This is a genomic window from Rhizorhabdus sp. GW822-FHT03C02 (assembly GCF_058801765.1).
In genome coordinates this window covers 1122453-1137369 of record NZ_JBXANN010000001.1, presented here as the reverse complement: position 1 = coordinate 1137369, position 14917 = coordinate 1122453, and the positions used below count along the sequence as shown (strand labels likewise).

General features: G+C 66.4%; 16 protein-coding genes. 5 read left to right on the top strand and 11 right to left on the bottom strand.

Going from position 1 to position 14917, the window contains the following annotated elements:
* Positions 1-122 precede the first annotated feature (122 nt).
* The gene (locus AC1RM6_RS05250) at positions 123-1031 is read left to right on the top strand and encodes a phosphoenolpyruvate carboxykinase (ATP) (RefSeq protein ID WP_493098766.1); all 909 of its coding nucleotides are present in this window, start codon (positions 123-125) and stop codon (positions 1029-1031) included.
* Entirely contained in the window at positions 1028-1876 is an 849-nt protein-coding gene (locus tag AC1RM6_RS05245; protein WP_493098764.1) for a sulfotransferase domain-containing protein, read from the top strand. The genes AC1RM6_RS05250 and AC1RM6_RS05245 overlap by 4 nt, the downstream gene beginning before the upstream one ends.
* Here AC1RM6_RS05245 and AC1RM6_RS05240 read toward each other — a convergent pair.
* The 6 genes from AC1RM6_RS05240 to AC1RM6_RS05215 form a co-directional block, all read right to left on the bottom strand.
* On the bottom strand, positions 1846-2604 hold the full coding sequence (locus tag AC1RM6_RS05240) for a hypothetical protein (RefSeq protein ID WP_493098762.1): 759 nt from the start codon (positions 2602-2604) through the stop codon (positions 1846-1848). The two genes, AC1RM6_RS05245 and AC1RM6_RS05240, sit on opposite strands and share 31 nt — an antisense overlap.
* A 62-nt stretch (positions 2605-2666) precedes the next feature.
* Positions 2667-3218 carry a GNAT family N-acetyltransferase gene (locus AC1RM6_RS05235; RefSeq protein WP_493098760.1) on the bottom strand — a complete coding sequence of 184 codons (552 nt, stop codon included), beginning with the start codon at positions 3216-3218 and terminating at the stop codon, positions 2667-2669.
* Complete coding sequence (locus AC1RM6_RS05230) at positions 3179-3763, bottom strand: phage tail protein (RefSeq protein ID WP_493098758.1); 585 nt, start codon at positions 3761-3763, stop codon at positions 3179-3181. Before AC1RM6_RS05230 ends, AC1RM6_RS05235 begins: the two co-directional genes overlap by 40 nt.
* A 22-nt stretch (positions 3764-3785) precedes the next feature.
* Entirely contained in the window at positions 3786-4322 is a 537-nt protein-coding gene (locus AC1RM6_RS05225; RefSeq protein ID WP_493098756.1) for a phage tail protein, read from the bottom strand.
* A gap of 17 nt (positions 4323-4339) precedes the next feature.
* On the bottom strand, positions 4340-4882 hold the full coding sequence (locus tag AC1RM6_RS05220) for a phage tail protein (RefSeq protein ID WP_493098754.1): 543 nt from the start codon (positions 4880-4882) through the stop codon (positions 4340-4342).
* A gap of 545 nt (positions 4883-5427) precedes the next feature.
* Positions 5428-5706: a hypothetical protein gene (locus AC1RM6_RS05215; RefSeq protein ID WP_493098752.1), complete on the bottom strand. Its 279-nt coding sequence runs from the start codon at positions 5704-5706 to the stop codon at positions 5428-5430.
* 30 nt (positions 5707-5736) lie between these two features.
* Between AC1RM6_RS05215 and AC1RM6_RS05210 the strand changes: the two genes are divergently transcribed.
* The gene (locus AC1RM6_RS05210; RefSeq protein ID WP_493098750.1) at positions 5737-7461 is read left to right on the top strand and encodes an asparagine synthase-related protein; all 1725 of its coding nucleotides are present in this window, start codon (positions 5737-5739) and stop codon (positions 7459-7461) included.
* A 104-nt stretch (positions 7462-7565) separates the two neighbouring features.
* On the opposite strand, the gene AC1RM6_RS05205 is transcribed toward AC1RM6_RS05210, so the two are convergent.
* From AC1RM6_RS05205 to AC1RM6_RS05185, 5 genes are all read right to left on the bottom strand, one after another.
* Complete coding sequence (locus tag AC1RM6_RS05205; protein ID WP_493098748.1) at positions 7566-7847, bottom strand: PqqD family protein; 282 nt, start codon at positions 7845-7847, stop codon at positions 7566-7568.
* A 27-nt stretch (positions 7848-7874) separates the two neighbouring features.
* Complete coding sequence (locus AC1RM6_RS05200; protein ID WP_493098747.1) at positions 7875-8549, bottom strand: hypothetical protein; 675 nt, start codon at positions 8547-8549, stop codon at positions 7875-7877.
* 10 nt (positions 8550-8559) lie between these two features.
* Positions 8560-9339 carry a 2OG-Fe(II) oxygenase family protein gene (locus tag AC1RM6_RS05195; RefSeq protein WP_493098745.1) on the bottom strand — a complete coding sequence of 260 codons (780 nt, stop codon included), beginning with the start codon at positions 9337-9339 and terminating at the stop codon, positions 8560-8562.
* A 4-nt stretch (positions 9340-9343) separates the two neighbouring features.
* A complete protein-coding gene (locus tag AC1RM6_RS05190; RefSeq protein WP_493098743.1) occupies positions 9344-10654 on the bottom strand; it encodes a sugar transferase in 1311 nt (436 codons plus the stop codon).
* Positions 10655-10715: 61 nt separating this feature from the next.
* On the bottom strand, positions 10716-11444 hold the full coding sequence (locus AC1RM6_RS05185) for a metallophosphoesterase (protein ID WP_493098741.1): 729 nt from the start codon (positions 11442-11444) through the stop codon (positions 10716-10718).
* A gap of 182 nt (positions 11445-11626) precedes the next feature.
* Here AC1RM6_RS05185 and AC1RM6_RS05180 point away from each other — a divergent pair, with 182 nt between their 5' ends.
* Positions 11627-13123, top strand: coding sequence for a hypothetical protein (locus AC1RM6_RS05180; RefSeq protein ID WP_493098739.1), 1497 nt, complete (start codon positions 11627-11629; stop codon positions 13121-13123).
* Positions 13123-14910 carry an asparagine synthase (glutamine-hydrolyzing) gene (gene asnB, locus AC1RM6_RS05175; protein WP_493098737.1) on the top strand — a complete coding sequence of 596 codons (1788 nt, stop codon included), beginning with the start codon at positions 13123-13125 and terminating at the stop codon, positions 14908-14910. Before AC1RM6_RS05180 ends, asnB begins: the two co-directional genes overlap by 1 nt.
* The last annotated feature ends 7 nt before the right edge of the window (positions 14911-14917 follow it).

The window sequence follows — 14917 nt, the reverse complement described above, 5'->3', positions numbered from 1 at the left end:
CCTGACAAGGATAAGGCGGACGGCGGCTTGATGCCGCCGTCCGTATCTCCCATGATCCCCGCCGAGCAAATCCGGACGGAGAGACGGACCTGACCAGAAAATCGCCGTTCGGGCCCGTTTGAATGTCCGGCCAGAGCTATAATCTGTGCGGCTGGCACGTGCGCAGCAGCTTGGCCGTTCCCGAATTTCCGGCCTGGACCGGCCCGGCCGACGCGCCGGTCGACATCGTCCTGCGCGAAGGCGAGGTCCCCGAAGCGATCGACGACCGGATGATCCCGGGCCGTTATCTGATGGCCGACGTCGAGGGCGCGGTGCTGGTCCATATCAGCGACCTCGTGCGCATCCTGCTGAAACCCGGTGGCCGCGAGATCGTCGTTCAGCGGCTCGCGGGTGAGGCCGACCAGGGCTGGCGGCTGTTCCTGCTCGGCGGCGCCCTCGCCTATCTGTGCCATCAGCGCGGCGTGCTGCCCTTTCATGCCGCATCGATCGAGATCGACGGCCGCAGCGTCGCCTTCGCGGGCGATCGCGGCGCCGGAAAATCGACGCTGGCGCATGCGCTGGTTCGCCGTGGCCATCGCCTGCTTTCGGACGACCTTACCGTGCTGCGCCCGCTGGCGAACCATATCGAGATGCTGCCCGCCTTTCCGCGGCTGCGGTTGTGGCGAGCGTCGATCGAGGCCGCCGGCATCGACCCTGCCGGCCTTGCGCAGGTCCGGGACGGCATCGAGAAATATGATCTGAGACCATCGTTCGAGGTCGAGCCGATCATACGGCCGCTCGACGCGATATTCCTGCTGCGCGCCGGCGAAAGCCCTGCCATCGCCCCTCTCTCGGCGGCCGAGGCCATCCCGGCGATCGATCGGAATGTCCCGCGCATGCGGATCGCCCAATTGCTCGGGCGCCGCGCCGCGATCTTCGCCGATGCCGCGCGTATCGCGGCAGCCGTGCCGGTACGGCGACTGATCCGGCCGGTCAGCTTCGATGCGTTGCCCGCCACCGTTGCGGCGATCGAGGCGGCACTCGCGGCATGAACCGTGCCGGCACGATCTGGATCGCCTCATACCCCAAATCGGGCAACACCTGGATAAGGTCGATCCTCGCCAGCCTGCGGGCCGGGGGCAGCCTGCCCGATCTGGCGACATTCGGCCGCCTGAGCCCCAACAGCGCCTCGCTGCCCTGGATCGAGAGAATCGTCGACCTGCCGACCTCCGACATGACGCCCGCCGAACAGCGGGTCGTCCGCATCGAGGCCCACCGCATCCTGCACGCCGCCGCTCCTCCGCCGCATTGGCTGAAGGTGCATGATGCGTTCGATCCGGAACTGTTCGCGGCCGACATCACCGCCGGCATCATCTATATCGTCCGCGATCCCCGCGACGTCGCGCCATCCTGGGCCGATCATATGCGGATCCCGCTCGATGCCGCGATCGCGCGGATGGGGGATCCGCATTTCACCCTGTCGCACACCGATCTGGAGCTTCGGCAGCAGGCCCGGCAGCGGCTGACAAGCTGGTCGATGCATGTCGGGTCCTGGCTCGATGCGGCGTCCGCCCCGCTCCTGCTGCTCCGTTACGAGGATATGCTGGACAATCCCGCGACCGCCATCGCCGCCATCGCCGATTTCGTCGGGCTGACCGCCTCACCCGATCTGGTCGCAGCGACCGCCGCCGCATGCGCCTTCGCCAATCTTCGCCGGTCCGAAGAACGGAGCGGGTTCCCCGAACGCCAGCCCGGTCAGGCCTTCTTCTTCCGCAGCGGACGCGCCGGCGACTGGCGTACGGGACTCAGCGCTGCGCAGGCCGACCGGATCGTCGCCGATCATGCACCGATGATGGCCCGGTTGGGCTATGCCGTAGAGGGCGCCGCCGGATCATAGGCCACGGTGGGCGGATGGAGCCGGCGGCCGCCCGTGAATTCGCGATAGGTCTCGTCGCGCAAGGCAAAGGCGAAGCGGATCCAATGGACCATCGCGACAGCCCTTGCCTGGCGATATTCGGGCAGGACGATGGGCGGCGGGACGAAGCGGCCGCGCAGTTCCGCCTCCAGTTCGGCCAGATCGTCGTCGAACGTCCATCGGTCGGACGGCCCGACCGCCATCTCATAATTGGTGCAACCGCGCTTGATCGTGATCGGCGTCGATGGCCCCAGCGCCGGATCGGCATCGACCCGCGCGCGCAGATCGCGCCATGCCGCCCGCGCCGCCGGCAATCCGTCGAAATAGGCGAAGCCGGCATAAGCATCCTGCGAATGCGGATTGTAGAAATCGACACCGCATTTCGCATGATAGGGTGCTGCCTCCAGCAGATCGCGCAGCGCGACCAGCCCGCGCAGGTTCGACGGCGCCAGCTTGATCTTGAAGCATGCGGCGCAGCCGGACGGCACCGTCGTCCCGGCATAAGCGACCTGGAACAGGAAATCGTTGAGGACCGGGCATTCCAGCGGCAGCACGAACCGGACGTGAAGATACCAGGGCCGCGCCGGTCGCGCCGGCATCGTCCAGCGGCCATCGGGCCGGGCGTCGATCTTCCCGTCGCGGGCGGCACGCGCGAGGTTGTCGGCGATGCTGCGCGCGCCCATCGAAACCGTCGCAAGATCACGCCCCATCGGTCGCTTCATCTCCTCTCAGCCGGAACTGCCGTGGATGCGCCATGCGCGCAACCCCATGATCATGGATGGCGGACCATGTGCCAGGCGATCTCGGCGTCGGCCTCGACGACGAAGCCCATGCGCTCGTACAGCGCCCGCGCCGGGTTGCCCTTGTCGACCTGCAGCCGGACCGCCATATTACGGGCCCTGGCAGCATCGACGAGCGCCGCGATCAGCGCGCCTCCGACCCCAACCCCGCGCACATGCTGCGCCAGCAGAATGTCGACCAGCCGCCAATGCGCCGATTGACGGACGAGATAGAAGCGACCGACTGCGCTGTCGTCCTTGGCCAGGACCAAGGGGTCGTGCGCACCATCGATCGCCCGATAATGGCGGCGCTGATAATCGAATTGTGCATCCAGCATCGCCGTCTTCTGCTCCCGCGGCAGCGGCATCATCGCGAACATCGGCGCGCGCTCGTCGGCAAACAACCGTCGCAGCGCGGACTCGTCGCGCGCCTCTTCCGGCCGCAGGACGAACCCCCGCGCCGCGAGCGGCGCGGGGGTCGACAGCGTCGCGACCGCAGGCACCGTCAATTGAACGGCGGATAATTGCCGAACGCGCAGATGCACCACTCCATCACCAGCACCGGCTGCCGATTTTCATGCGCGCCGCCGCCACCGGCTCCCGCCCCGCCCATCGATGCCAGGGCAAGCTCGGTATCCGGCGCGGTGCCCGATACATAAGCGTTGAGGCTGAGCGCTGTCGTCGCCCCGGTGGGCTGCAGGTAGCGCGACAGATAGGAGGTCGGGGCCTGCGCATTCGGGCTGGCCCTGAACTGCGCCGGCCCCTTCGCATAAGAGAAGAAGTCGGTGTTGATTTCGTGGGTGTGGGACGGCATCTGCGACGGCTCCAGCGTCACCGCCGGCACGCCGCCCTGCGCGGCCAATGCGCGCGGTGTGAGCCCCGGCCCCGACCCGGTGCCGACCACGACCCGTCCCCTGAGATCGGGGACGGCGAACGTATTGGGCGAAGTCCCGCCATAGATGTTGCCGATCAGACTGTAGAGCGCCTGATAATTTTGCACCTGCACCAATCTGCCGTCGCACAATATCCAGTCGACCGGTGGATAGGTGAACGATAACAGCCGGACTTCACCGATATAAGGATCGCCCATCTCAATCTCCTCTCCCGGACGTTCAGTTGAACACCGGGTAAATGCCGTTGGTGCAGATGATGTAGTTCAGCGCCGTATAGGGCATGATGTTGGGATGTGCCTGATTGCCGCCTCCGTCCTCTGTGACGCTGCTGTACGCCAGCGCCGCAGGGGTCGGCGGAGTGGTCGCGGGCGGATCGAAATAGGCGAGCTTTCCCGTCGGCACCGCCGCGAGCGCAGCGTTGGTGGGAACGTTCGTCGTCGCGGTAGCCGTCGAGGCCAGTAAGGGGTGGGTATGCGGCGGCACCTGCCCTTCGGCCAGCGTCACCGCCTCGACGCCGCCGGACTGTCCGATGACCCGTGCCGTCAGGTTCGTCCCCTGCCCCGAGCTGATCGGAACGCGCCCGCGCAGGTCCGGAAGATTGAAACTGGAGCTCGTGCCGCCATAGACGGTGCCGATCAGCGAATAGAGCGCCGGATATTCGGATATGCTCAACAACGATCCATCGCAGAGGTGAAACCCCAACGGAATCTTCGGGCTGGCCCAGAAGACGATTTGTCCCGTGAAATAATCGCTCATGATGTCCCTCCCGACGATCAGTTGCGCGGTGGCCAGACTCCCACTGTCGCGATACAATAACGATTGACCAGAAACGGCTGCATATTCTCGTGCGTGGCAGCACCACCGACCGGCGTAACCGTAGCGGGATTGAGCGGGACGAGCGACGCGGGCGGCCCGTAAAGCGGCTGGGAGATCGTCGTCGGCGTCGCCAGCACGTTACCGCCCGGCGCCAATGTGCTTGCAACGGCCGTCGATGCGCCGACGCCGTGGGTATGCGCCGCGTTCGGGATCGTCGCGACCTGGAGCTGCACCGCCTCGGCGCCCAATGACTGTCCCTGGACATAATTGCCCGATGCGGTCTGGCCGAACGTCAGCACACCCCATCCGACCGGCGCCCGACCGCGCAGATCAGGCAACTGGAACGTCGTCTTGCCATCGCCGCCATAGGTCTGGCCCAGCAGCGAAGCGAGCCCCTGATATTGCTTTATGTTCAACACCTGCCCTTCGCAGGGCAGCCAGCCTTGCGGCGCCTTTGCGAAAGCGAACAGGCGCACCTCGCCCAGAAAGGGTTCCGACATCCTATCATCTCCCAAACCCGACCGCCCCGGCAACTTCGCAAGCAGGCCTTAAGTTCGATATAACCTGCAGCAACGCCGATAATAGTTAGAAAATCGTCACTAAGCACAATTCCTTACATGGATATCCGAACGCCCGGCAACGTATCCGCACAGATCCACATGAATGCTTCTTCGCGAGGCGGCAAAATCATATCGATATGCTTGCCTATGTCGAATTCCTACTGAGCGGGACAAGATTAAGACCTGCGCGCGATTTCCATCCGCCATCCCGCCCGACGGGATCAATGCCGATTGACGGGCAGCGCCGGCACGCGGCGACCGTGCAGCACGGAGCGCTTTCGAAGCATGCGCTGTCAGCGGCATCGCATTGCTCACGCGCCAATATCGCCAATGCTTTCCAAACATCGGGAAGTGCGCTAGATGCTTGTTCCAATCCATGCCTCGCAGCCTTGGAATCATTGTCGGGAGGGGGAACCAATATGAACGATGCACAGCCCACCACGGCGCATGACAAGTTGAACATGGCTGGCGAGCGCAAACCCTGGTCAAAGCCCGTAGCGGTGGTTCTCCCCGTCGAGCAGACCGAAACCTTCGCCAACACTGGTAATGACGGCGCCGGATCGACCACGGGATCCTGAAACACGCATATCGGGCCGCACGCGCGGCCGTGACGGATGAGTGACTTCGCGCTCCTGTGGCGCCTTGATCATCGCCCCATCGACCGCGCCGATCTCAACCGCCTTGCCGTCGGGCTCGCCGGTCGAGGCAATGGCCCTGCCCGAATCAGGGCCGACGGCGCGATCGGTTTCGTCCACCGCCAGCATCATTTCACCCCGCAGGACCGGCGCGAGGCCATGCCGCTGGCCGGCCCTTCGGGCCGCATCCTGCTCGCCGACTGCCGGCTGAACGATCGCGAAGCCTTGTGCGCAACGCTCGGACTGAGCGAAACCCTGTCCGACGGCGCGCTGATCCTGGCCGCGATCGAGCGCTGGGATGCCGATGCGCCGCACCGGCTCTATGGCGATTTCGCCTTCGCCTGCTGGGATCCATCGGCGCGACGCCTGCTGCTGGCCCGTGATCCGGCCGGCTGGCGCACGCTCTACATCTATCGCGACGATCGCATCGTGGCGGTATCGAACCGCATCCGCGCACTCCTGGCACTGCCCGAGGTGCCACAGGACATGGATGAGGCGCGCCTCGCCGACCTGCTGATCCTCAACCTGCCGCCGCCGACGCGCACCCCCTATCGCGCGATCGACCGCATTCCGATGGGCCATGTCGCGATCGTCGGGCCGGGCGGAGTCGATCTGCGCCGCTCCTGGTCGCTGCCCGAGCCCGGATCGCTGCGCCGCCGCGACGATCGCGAATATCTGGAGGAAGGCCGCGCGATCATCGACCGCGCCGTCGGCGACGCGTTGCGCACGGCGGAACCGCCGGCGCTGCTGCTGTCGGCCGGCATCGACAGCGCCGCGATCGCCGAGAGCGCGGTCCGGCAGCGCGCGCCCGATCCGCTGATGGCGATCACCCGCGTCCCCGACGGCGCGACCGCTCCGGCTTCGACCGACCGCCACCATGACGAGAGCCCGTCGGCGCGGATGCTGGCAGGCGGGATGACGGGGCTCGATCTCCATCTGGTCGGCGACGATGGCGGCGACTGGGGCGAGCATGATCCGCACCGCTTCTTCCTCGAGACCGCCCTGCCCTCACGCGCGCCGCAGAATATCGCCTGGTTCTTCCCCGCCTATCGGCTGCTCGCGGGGCGCGGCGGATCGGTGACGCTGGGTGGGGAGATGGGCAATCTCTTCTTCAGCGCGTCCGGGCTCGAACATCTGCCGTCGCTGCTCACCGCCGGCCAATGGGCCGGCCTGTGGCGCGAGCTGCGCATGCTGGCGCGCGCCGAGGCGGCATCCCCCTGGGCGATGTTCAGACAGCATGTGCTCAAGCCGTTCGAGCCGCTCGACCGGCGGCTGCGCCGGGTGGGCGCCGACGAGGCGCCCTGGGCAGGCCATGCCGCGCTGGCGCCGGCGGCCGCGGCCGGCCTCGACCTCGATCCCGATCGCTATCGCATGCGGATCGGCGGCGGCCATCGATCGGCCCTGGCGACGCGCGAATGGGTCTGGGCCGACGAAACCGCCCGCGACGCACGCACCGGCATCCGCGCGATGACGGGGATCGATCATCGCATGCCGCTGTCCGATCGCCGTGTCGTCGAATTTTTCGGCGCCTTGCCGATGGCGCAGCATCTGCGTGGCGGGACGACACGGTCGATCGCCCGCCGCCTGCTCGCCGACCGGATCCCGCCGATACTGGCCGATCGCCGCGGCCGCGGCATCCAGAATGGCGACTGGTTCGGGCGCGTTTCGGCCCAGCGGCCGGCGATGATCGCCGATCTCGCGCGCCTGCGGCAACGGCCGGAGGTGGCCCGCCTCGTCGACGTCGACCGTCTCGCGACGCTGCTCGACGACTGGCCGCGCGACGCCGAGACCGCCGAACCCCGGCGCCGGCTCTATCTGCAGATGCTGACGCGCGGGATTGAAATGGCGCGCTTCATCGGCTGGCGCGAAGGCGGCAATGGCTAGAGTATTTTCAAGTCAGGTGGAATCACCTGACGGCTCGGAAAATACGGAAAACAAAGATAATTTAGAGCATGTCCCGATCAATACGATCAGGACATGCTCTAAGCTTATTCGTTGACGGTCAGCGTCCCGGCGTCGGACAGGGTCGTCAGGAACGCCAGCACGTCAGCCTCGATCGTGGCACGCGGCGCGGCATAGCCGCCTTCGAGATCGGCGCACAGCGCATCGACGCGGCACGGGCTGGCGATGCGGGTCCAGATATCCTTGCCGATCGCATCGAGCGCGACATATTGGCCGCTCTCGACCGACATCAGCACCACCTCGTCCTGGACGTCGGCCGCCAGGCAATCGGGCGCCTGCGCGACCACGGAATGTAGCGATATCGGCATGCCCCTCCCCTTCATTATCCCGGATGGCTAGCACCGGCCGACTGACCCGACCAGCCCCGCTTCGCGGGCGCGATAATGCGCGAGCAGCCGCGGGCACAGCCCGTCCAGCAGCGTCTCGGCCTGTGGATCCCGTGGCTGGTCGCGCCATTTCGTGCCGATTTCCCGGCCCTGGGCATTGCCGAAGACGACCTCCATCTCGTCCTGCAGCGCTGGTTCGGCGGCCCAGAGCGAGCCCAGAAGTTCGTCATAGCCGCGGGTGAAAGCATGGCCGGAGTCGGGAAGCGGCCAGCCGAGATCGGCCAGGACGCGCGCCACCGCGGGATCGCGGGCGATGAAATCCTCATAATGGATCACGGCGTCGAACCGCCCGGCCTCGGCGAACAGCTGGTCGAGCAGGGCGAATTTCTCGGCAATCAGCCCCGAATAGTTGCGATAATTCTTGGTTCGCAGGCTCGCATGATTGTCGCGCGGGTCGCGCAGGAACAGGATCGTCCGGTCGGGCCGGAAACGATCGATATGGACCGCGATCGGATAAGCGGTGGTCACCACCACCTTGGCAACGAAATCGCGGGTCGTCGAAACGCGCGGCGCCGCGAAATTATTGGGAATGTCGACCAGCGCGATGCAGCCCGGCCGCTCGGCGAGCAGGCGGGTGAAGGCGGTGGCGCCGCTCGATTGCATGCCATGGACGAGCAGCCGCATCGCCTTCGCCTCAGCATACAGCCGGCGAGACCAGCCATGGCGCGGCCAGCTCGGCGGTGAGGAACACATAGCGCCGGTCGTGCGGGGTCGGATGGCGCAGACCGACCCCGTGCAGCGCATCGATCGACTGCGGAAAGATGACGAGCCGGTTGGCGGCATAGGGAATGACGGCCACCGGCTCGACCGCGTCTTCGGGCAGGTCATAGCTGCCGATCCGTGCGATCGGCCCGTCTTTCCAGCGGTACAGGATCAGTTCGCCGCCGGCCGAGTCGTCGTCGGGCGCGCGCATGTAGAACAGGCCCGAGAACAGCCGCTCGGGCGTGTCGAGATGGGGGCCGCGCGATATCGACGGCCGATCGCGCACCGGCGAATTGATCTCGATCCGCGCATCCTGGTGGATGCTGAACGGTCCGGGCGCCGAGAGCGAGAGCCGGCCGCAATCATGCCCGTCGAAGCTGCCACCGAGCGCGGTCAGCATCACTTCGGGCCAATATCCGTTGAACAGCGCCGCGACCTCGGCAAGGAAATCGGGTCCGCTGTGCCGCGCGGCGAACGCTTTCCAGCACGGCGGCAGATCGGGTGCCTCGATGATGATCTGGGCGGCCATCGCGAAACGGCGGTTGCTGGGCATATGCTCGGGCGCGCAGGCGAAGGCGATCCGCGCGAAGGCGGGAAAGCTTTCGGACAATGCCGCATAGAGATCGGGGTCGAGGACCTGGTCGGCGACGATGTGCGGAAAGGGGTCGGTGCGGATGTCCGATCGACCGAGCCCCGCGAGGATCGACCGCATCGCGCTATTTCGATCCGAAGCCGGTGATCACCGTCTGGATGGTGCGGATCAGGATCAGCACGTCGAGCCAGAAGGAGAAATAGCGGATATAGTAGAAGTCATATTTGAGCTTGCGGTGGACGTCGGGCAATTGCGCGACATGACCCTGGTTGACCTGCGCCCAGCCCGAAATGCCGGGACGCACGATATGGCGATAGCGATAGAAAGGCAGTTCGGCCTCGTACCAGCCGGCCAGCGCCTCGGCCTCGGGCCGGGGGCCGATCCAGCTCATCTCGCCGCGCACGATGTTGAAGATCTGCGGCAGTTCGTCGATCCTCGTGCGGCGCAGGAAGCGCCCCACCCGCGTTACCCGCCGGTCATGATCTTCGGTGATCGCCGCCTGCCGCAGGCCGCCGGCGAGGACCCCGTCGGCCGCATGCTGCATCGTCCGGAACTTGAAGACCCTGAAGACGGTGCCGCGATAACCGATCCGGGTCTGGCGGAAGAAGACCGGCCCGGGTGAGTCTAGCCTGATCGCGATCGCCGCCAGCACGAACAGCGGCAGCAGCACCGGCAGAACGATCAGCGCCGTCGCGACGTCGATGAACAGCTTGATCTTGAAATAACCGAGATTGGGGATCAGCGAACCGAAGTTATTCTCCGAAACATGCTCGATATCGACCTGTCCGGTCAGCGATTCCTGCAGCTGCTTGACATGATAGACCGGCGTTCCGGCCAGCGAGGCATCGGCGATCAGCCGGCCCCATTCGTCGCTGATCTCGGCATTGAGGTCGACGACGAGGCCCGATACCGCCAGGGTCGGCAGGACCGGCTCGTACAGTTTCACCCAGACGATATCGGGAATGTCGGCGAGTCGGTCGGTCTTTCCGAACGGCGCGACGAAATAGGCATGGCCGCGCCCCTTCGCCAGCCGCATCGCGATCGGCAGGAACAGGATGATCGCCGCGGCAAAGCTCAGCCCATATTGGAGGCGGCTGTAATTGATCCGGGCGAAGAAGAAGATCATCACCGTGAGCGCATAGGATGTGGTGAAGGCCGGGAAGACATATTCGATGTTCCTGGCGCCCGGGAAGATCGTCAACCGCCGGAACAGCATGAGCCCGAAGACCAGCGCGCATGCGGTGCCGATCACCGTCGGATTGGTCGGGATATCGCCGAGCGGGATACGTCCGACCGGGACCAGCGCCGGCATCAGCACCGCGAGCGCGAATCCGAGCAGCAACTGGTAGCGCAGCCGGCCGACCCCGAACGGCCGCGCCGCGACGGTCGCACGGCTTTCCGCGAGATTCGACCCGGCGCCCACGATCTTCAGCATCGCGCGCGCATCGCCAACGGGCGCCGGCCCGATCCGCACAGGCGACCCGGGCGGTCGATCGTCAGGTCGTCAGGAACCAGCGTTCCTCCCCTTCCAGCCCCAGCGCGGTGAGCCTGCCCGTAGCATAGGCCCCCGTGTCTATACCGATGCGGTTCGGCAGGACCTCCGGCGCGGCCACGATATGATGGCCGTGCACGACGATCCCGCCATGGTCGCCTTCATAGGCAAGAAACTCGCCGCGAATCCATCGCATATCGGATGATTTCTGACGATCGGACGCGACCCCCGGCCGGAAGCCGGCATGGACGAACCGATAATCGCCGATCGCGATCCGATCGGGCAACCGGTGGAGGAAGGCGAGATGGCCGCGCGGCACGCAGCCGGCCAGCGCCGCCGCGACCGCCTCATAGCCACCGTTGTCGATCAGATCCCCGGGCACGCCATAGCTGAGCAGCGTCTCGCGGCCGCCATGCGCGAGCCATTCGCGCAGCATCGCCCATTCCCCGCCCATCACCCGCAGGAACATTTCCTCATGGTTGCCGCACAGGCATATCAGCTGCGGCCGGTCGACCAGTCGATCGATCACCTGTCGCGATTCGGGACCGCGATCGATCATGTCGCCGAGCAGGATGATCGATATCTCGGCATCGCGCCGCGCCTCATGGTCGGCGACGATGCGATCGAGCATCTGGTCGAGCAGGTCGCGCCGGCCATGGACGTCGCCGATCGCATAGACGCGACGCCCCGCCGGCACCGACGGGCGCCGGGCGGCGCCTGCGCGTCCGAACATGCGAAAGAACGACCTCGCCATCATCCGCTGATAGGCGTCGCTCCCGAGCGCGACAATGCCGCCGCGCACGCGAAACTGCGGCCTGAAATCGGCGATGGCTCCGCCTGCGGCGATCCGCTACCAGTCGCCTTTCGTTTCCGGGGGCAGGCAGAACAGTTTCGGCGATGGCGACGGCTTCTTCCTTGCGCATAGTCCCGTCCGGCCATGCGGAGGCGGTCGACCGCCATGGGCCGGCGGCCATCGTCAGCCCCTATTGGCCCGAACCGCTGATCCTCGGCCTGACGTTGGTGCTCTACGTCATCGCGGCGGCCGATGGCGGTGCGCTGGTGGACTTCGCCAATCATGTCGGGCCGATATTGCTGAGCGGCGCTCTGACGATCGGCTGCGCGCGCATGGTGCGCGCCAACATCGCCTCGATCTGGACGACGCTGCTGTGGATGCGATTGGCGCTGATCATCTATTTCGGCGCAGGCACGCTGATCATCTTCTATATCAACACCGAGACGCGACAGCTGGTCGAGCGCTTCTTCCTGTTCTTCTCGGGCGACGTGCTCAAATATAACATGGTCTGCTGCCTGTTCGCGCTCGTGCTGGTGCTGACGCCGCTGCCGATCGTCGCGCTAGCGCGCAGGACCGGCGCCGGAGCGCGTGCCTTCTGGCGCCCGCAACCCTCGGCACTGCCGCTCAAGACGATGGCCTTCCTGTTCCTGGGGGTCGGCATCCTCGTCAACGACACGATCGCGCTGCCGTTCCGGCTCGGCCTGTTCCAGGGCACCTTCCCGGTCGCCATCTCGGAAATCGGCGCCGCGTCCGAAATCGGTTACTTCCTCGTGACCCTGTGGGCGCTGCGAACCGGATCGAACTGGCGCTATGTCGCGATCGCGCTCGCCGGGTTCGATTCGATTATCGGCGTGCTCAGCCTCGCCAAGGGCGAGGCGATCTTCCCGCTGCTGATCCTGACGATCGCCTATATCTACCACCGCCCGACGGTGCTGCGCATCGCGCTGCTCGGCGGTGCGCTGACCGCCTTCTTCGTGACGCTGGCGCCCGCGATCGCCTATGCCCGCGAAGTGTCGCTGAAGCAGAACGAGGATCTGTCGGTGACGACGCTCGGCAATCGCGTCACCGTGCTCGCCGATTATTTCACCGGCAACATCAGCTCGCTGCCGGACAGCGATATCCAGACCGGGTGGGCGCGGCTCAGCTACGTCAATGCGGGAACCTTCGCGATCAACCGCTACGACAATGGCCAGCCCGGCGATTCGCTCGCCAACATCTTCGTCGTCTGGATCCCGCGCGCCATCTACCGGGACAAGCCGATCATCACCAATGTCGGCATCGCCTTCAGCCTCGAGGCGACCGGCAGCGATACGACATCGTCGTCGCCGACGATCCCGGCCGAAGGCTATTGGGCACTCGGCTGGCCGGGGGTGCTTCTGCTCGCCACGCTGTCGGGCATCGTCGCCACCCTCTGGTCACTCTACTCGCTGCAGGTGATCATGCACGAGGCCTGGTATCTGTTCTCGGTGGTGCTGATCGGCATGCGCGTGGGCGGGCGGCTCGACGGCTTCTTCGTCGCCGATATCGTCGGCCCGATCGCGATGGCCGTCGCCGCACATGTCTTTCTGAGCTTCCTCAACCGCCTCGTCCTGCCGAAACGCCAGCCTGCGGCGCGCTGATGTGCGGAATCGCGGGCATATTCGGCTATCGCGAACGGCTGGTCTCACCGGAAACGCTGGTGGCGATGCGCGACCATATGATCCGCCGCGGACCCGATGGCGCAGGACTGTGGCATTCGCACGACGGGCGGATCGGTCTTGCCCACCGGCGGCTCGCGATCATCGACACCGACGACCGCGCGGCCCAGCCGATGGCCAGCGCCGACGGCAGGCTGCGGCTGATCTTCAACGGCGAGATCTATAATTACCGGGCATTGCGCGCCGAACTCGAAACCGCCGGCCATGTCTTCGCGACCCGGTCCGACACCGAGGTGCTGCTCCATCTCTATGCCGAACATGGCGAGGCGATGTTCGCGCATCTGCGCGGGATGTATGCGCTGGCGCTGTGGGACGATCGCCGGCAGGCGATGCTGCTGGCGCGCGACCCCTATGGCATCAAGCCGCTATATTATGCCGACGATGGTCGCTGCGCCCGTTTCGCCTCGCAGGTGAAGGCGCTGCTGGTCGATCCGGCGCTCGACCGGACGATAGACCCCGCCGGCCTCGCCGGCTTCCACCTGTTCGGGGCGGTACCCGAACCCTTCACATTGTACAGGGCGATCCGCGCCTGCCCGGCCGGATCATATCTGTGGATCGACGATCGCGGCGCCGGGTCGCCGCGCCTGCACACCGACCTCGCCGCCTGTCACCGCGCGACGCCGGCCGCCGATCCCCGCGAAGCGCTGCTCGACAGCGTCCGCCACCACCTCGTCGCCGATGTCGAGGTCGGCGCCTTCCTGTCTGGCGGGGTCGATTCGGGGGCGCTGGTCGGGCTGATGCGCGATGTGGGACAGCAGCGCATCCGCACGGTCACGCTGGGTTTCGACGAATTTCGCGGCCGGCAGCATGACGAGGTGCCGCTCGCCGCCGAGATCGCCCGGCTCTATGGCGTCGACCATCATGTCCGCCGGGTCGACGCGCGCGAGTTCGATGATGATCTGCCGGCGATCTTCGCGGCAATGGACCAGCCGAGCATCGATGGCATCAACAGCTGGTTCGTCAGCAAGGCGACGAACGAGCTGGGCCTCAAGGTCGCGCTGTCGGGAATCGGCGGCGACGAACTGCTCGGCGGCTATTCGACCTTCCGGACGGTGCCCCGCACCCACCGCTTCGGCCGGCCGTTCGCGGCGATGCGCTTCCCCGGCGCCGCCGCGCGACGGCTGATCCGTCGCTTCGCGCCGGCGCTCGTCCACCGCAACCCGAAGCTGGCCGGGCTATTCGAATATGCGGGCAGCTGGGCCGGCAGCTATTTGCTGCGGCGCGCGGTGCTGCTGCCGTTCGAACTCGACGAGGCGATGGACGAGGATCTGATCGCCGAGGGGCTCGAACGGCTCGATCCGATCGGGCTGATCGCCGCGGCCGGCAACGGTCCGGTCGACGATTTCGGCCGGACCGCGATGTTCGAAAGCGCGCTCTATCTGCGCAACCAATTGCTGCGCGACGCCGACTGGGCCGGCATGGCGCACTCGCTCGAAATCCGGGTTCCGCTCGTCGATCATGTCCTGCTCGGCCGGATCGCCCCGTTGATGGCCACACAGCCACGCGGTGCGGGCAAGCGGCTGCTGGCAAACGCCCCCGCCATCCCGCTGCCGTCGTCGGTCGTCGATCGGCCGAAGACCGGCTTCGCCATTCCGGTCGCTGCCTGGTCGCATGGCCGGACCGACCATGTGCCCGATCGCCGGGATTCGCGGAGCTGGGCACGCGATGTCGCGCGCCGGCTGATCGCCGATCCGATCGGCACGGCATGACGCGGCG

What these genes read in the sequence shown, in the direction of transcription:
- AC1RM6_RS05250 (WP_493098766.1), top strand. Translation starts at nt 123, where the DNA reads ATGTCCGGCCAGAGCTATAATCTGTGCGGCTGGCACGTGCGCAGCAGC.
- AC1RM6_RS05245 (WP_493098764.1), top strand. Translation starts at nt 1,028, where the DNA reads ATGAACCGTGCCGGCACGATCTGGATCGCCTCATACCCCAAATCGGGC.
- AC1RM6_RS05240 (WP_493098762.1), bottom strand. Translation starts at nt 2,604, where the DNA reads ATGGGGCGTGATCTTGCGACGGTTTCGATGGGCGCGCGCAGCATCGCC.
- AC1RM6_RS05230 (WP_493098758.1), bottom strand. Translation starts at nt 3,763, where the DNA reads ATGGGCGATCCTTATATCGGTGAAGTCCGGCTGTTATCGTTCACCTAT.
- AC1RM6_RS05225 (WP_493098756.1), bottom strand. Translation starts at nt 4,322, where the DNA reads ATGAGCGATTATTTCACGGGACAAATCGTCTTCTGGGCCAGCCCGAAG.
- AC1RM6_RS05220 (WP_493098754.1), bottom strand. Translation starts at nt 4,882, where the DNA reads ATGTCGGAACCCTTTCTGGGCGAGGTGCGCCTGTTCGCTTTCGCAAAG.
- AC1RM6_RS05215 (WP_493098752.1), bottom strand. Translation starts at nt 5,706, where the DNA reads ATGCTGGCGGTGGACGAAACCGATCGCGCCGTCGGCCCTGATTCGGGC.
- AC1RM6_RS05210 (WP_493098750.1), top strand. Translation starts at nt 5,737, where the DNA reads ATGCCGCTGGCCGGCCCTTCGGGCCGCATCCTGCTCGCCGACTGCCGG.
- AC1RM6_RS05205 (WP_493098748.1), bottom strand. Translation starts at nt 7,847, where the DNA reads ATGCCGATATCGCTACATTCCGTGGTCGCGCAGGCGCCCGATTGCCTG.
- AC1RM6_RS05200 (WP_493098747.1), bottom strand. Translation starts at nt 8,549, where the DNA reads ATGCGGCTGCTCGTCCATGGCATGCAATCGAGCGGCGCCACCGCCTTC.
- AC1RM6_RS05195 (WP_493098745.1), bottom strand. Translation starts at nt 9,339, where the DNA reads ATGCGGTCGATCCTCGCGGGGCTCGGTCGATCGGACATCCGCACCGAC.
- AC1RM6_RS05190 (WP_493098743.1), bottom strand. Translation starts at nt 10,654, where the DNA reads ATGCTGAAGATCGTGGGCGCCGGGTCGAATCTCGCGGAAAGCCGTGCG.
- AC1RM6_RS05185 (WP_493098741.1), bottom strand. Translation starts at nt 11,444, where the DNA reads ATGTTCGGACGCGCAGGCGCCGCCCGGCGCCCGTCGGTGCCGGCGGGG.
- asnB (WP_493098737.1), top strand. Translation starts at nt 13,123, where the DNA reads ATGTGCGGAATCGCGGGCATATTCGGCTATCGCGAACGGCTGGTCTCA.